The sequence below is a fragment of the Aeromonas sp. R6-1 genome (assembly GCF_040908165.1).
Classification (GTDB): domain Bacteria; phylum Pseudomonadota; class Gammaproteobacteria; order Enterobacterales; family Aeromonadaceae; genus Aeromonas; species Aeromonas caviae.
In genome coordinates this window covers 1-2,831 of record NZ_JBFODF010000001.1, presented here as the reverse complement: position 1 = coordinate 2,831, position 2,831 = coordinate 1, and the positions used below count along the sequence as shown (strand labels likewise).

Here is a 2,831-nt window from a genome sequence, read left to right as displayed (position 1 = left end):
GGTCTCCAACGGCCCTTTAGGACCCTCAAGGGGTCAGGGATGACTCATCTCAGGGCTCGCTTCCCGCTTAGATGCTTTCAGCGGTTATCGATTCCGAACTTAGCTACCGGGCAGTGCCACTGGCGTGACAACCCGAACACCAGAGGTTCGTTCACTCCGGTCCTCTCGTACTAGGAGCAACTCCCTTCAATCATCCAACGCCCACGGCAGATAGGGACCGAACTGTCTCACGACGTTCTGAACCCAGCTCGCGTACCACTTTAAATGGCGAACAGCCATACCCTTGGGACCGACTTCAGCCCCAGGATGTGATGAGCCGACATCGAGGTGCCAAACACCGCCGTCGATATGAACTCTTGGGCGGTATCAGCCTGTTATCCCCGGAGTACCTTTTATCCGTTGAGCGATGGCCCTTCCATTCAGAACCACCGGATCACTATGACCTACTTTCGTACCTGCTCGACCTGTCCGTCTCGCAGTTAAGCTGGCTTATGCCATTGCACTAACCTCCTGATGTCCGACCAGGATTAGCCAACCTTCGTGCTCCTCCGTTACTCTTTGGGAGGAGACCGCCCCAGTCAAACTACCCACCAGGCACTGTCCGCGAGCCCGATTCAGGGCCCTGCGTTAGAACATCAAACATACAAGGGTGGTATTTCAAGGACGGCTCCAGCGCAACTGGCGTCACGCCTTCAAAGCCTCCCACCTATCCTACACATGTAGGTTCAATGTTCAGTGCCAAGCTGTAGTAAAGGTTCACGGGGTCTTTCCGTCTAGCCGCGGGTACACCGCATCTTCACGGCGAATTCGATTTCACTGAGTCTCGGGTGGAGACAGCATGGCCATGGTTACACCATTCGTGCAGGTCGGAACTTACCCGACAAGGAATTTCGCTACCTTAGGACCGTTATAGTTACGGCCGCCGTTTACCGGGGCTTCGATCAAGAGCTTCGCTTGCGCTAACCCCATCAATTAACCTTCCGGCACCGGGCAGGTGTCACACCCTATACGTCCACTTTCGTGTTTGCAGAGTGCTGTGTTTTTGATAAACAGTCCCAGCCATCTGGTCACTGCGACTCCCGACAGCTCCATCCGCAAGGGACTTCACCATCAAGAGCGAACCTTCTCCCGAAGTTACGGTTCTATTTTGCCTAGTTCCTTCACCCGAGTTCTCTCAAGCGCCTTGGTATTCTCTACCCGACCACCTGTGTCGGTTTGGGGTACGATGACTTGTAATCTGAAGCTTAGAGGCTTTTCCTGGAAGCAGGGCATCAATGGCTTCCGCACCGTGGTGCGTTCGTCTCGTGTCTCAGTGTTGTGTCTCCGGATTTGCCTAGAAACACCACCTACGCACTTTCACCAGGACAACCGTCGCCTGGCCCACCTAGCCTTCTCCGTCCCCCCATCGCAATTACAAGTCGTGCAGGAATATTAACCTGCTTCCCATCGATTACGCCTTTCGGCCTCACCTTAGGGGTCGACTCACCCTGCCCCGATTAACGTTGGACAGGAACCCTTGGTCTTCCGGCGAGGAGGCTTTTCACCCCCTTTATCGTTACTTACGTCAGCATTCGCACTTCTGATATCTCCAGCATACCTCTCGATACACCTTCGCAGACTTACAGAACGCTCCCCTACCACTCACGCTTAGCGTGAATCCGCGGCTTCGGTGCCTGGTTTGAGCCCCGTTACATCTTCCGCGCAGGCCGACTCGACTAGTGAGCTATTACGCTTTCTTTAAATGATGGCTGCTTCTAAGCCAACATCCTAGCTGTCTGAGCCTTCCCACATCGTTTCCCACTTAACCAGAACTTTGGGACCTTAGCCGGCGGTCTGGGTTGTTTCCCTCTTCACGACGGACGTTAGCACCCGCCGTGTGTCTCCCGGATAGTACTTACTGGTATTCGGAGTTTGCATGGGGTTGGTAAGTCGGGATGACCCCCTAGCCCAAACAGTGCTCTACCCCCAGTAGTATTCGTCCGAGGCGCTACCTAAATAGCTTTCGGGGAGAACCAGCTATCTCCGAGTTTGATTGGCCTTTCACCCCCAGCCACAGGTCATCCCCTAACTTTGCAACGTTAGTGGGTTCGGTCCTCCAGTTGATGTTACTCAACCTTCAACCTGCCCATGGCTAGATCACCCGGTTTCGGGTCTACACCTTGCAACTAGACGCCCAGTTAAGACTCGGTTTCCCTACGGCTCCCCTATACGGTTAACCTCGCTACAAAATGTAAGTCGCTGACCCATTATACAAAAGGTACGCAGTCACCCCGAAGGGCTCCCACTGCTTGTACGTACACGGTTTCAGGTTCTATTTCACTCCCCTCACAGGGGTTCTTTTCGCCTTTCCCTCACGGTACTGGTTCACTATCGGTCAGTCAGGAGTATTTAGCCTTGGAGGATGGTCCCCCCATATTCAGACAGGATGTCACGTGTCCCGCCCTACTCGATTTCACATCAAGGTTGTTTTCGTGTACGGGGCTATCACCCTGTATCGCCGGCCTTTCCAGGACCGTTCCACTAACTTCCAAGATGCTTAAGGGCTAATCCCCGTTCGCTCGCCGCTACTGAGGGAATCTCGGTTGATTTCTTTTCCTCGGGGTACTTAGATGTTTCAGTTCTCCCGGTTCGCCTCGCTACGCTATGTATTCACGTAGCGATACCTAGCTTATGCTAAGTGGGTTTCCCCATTCGGAAATCCGTGAGTCGTAATGTCTCTTACCGACTGCTCACGGCTTATCGCAGGTTAGTACGTCCTTCATCGCCTCTGACTGCCAAGGCATCCACCATGTACGCTTAGTCACTTAACCATACAACCCCAAGAAGTGTCG

Annotated in this window: 1 rRNA gene; it reads right to left on the bottom strand. The window is 53.6% G+C overall.

From position 1 onward, the window contains the following. Window positions 1–2,810: ribosomal RNA gene (locus tag AB5Y68_RS00005) — 23S ribosomal RNA — on the bottom strand; the annotation flags it as partial. Window positions 2,811–2,831 lie beyond the last annotated feature (21 nt).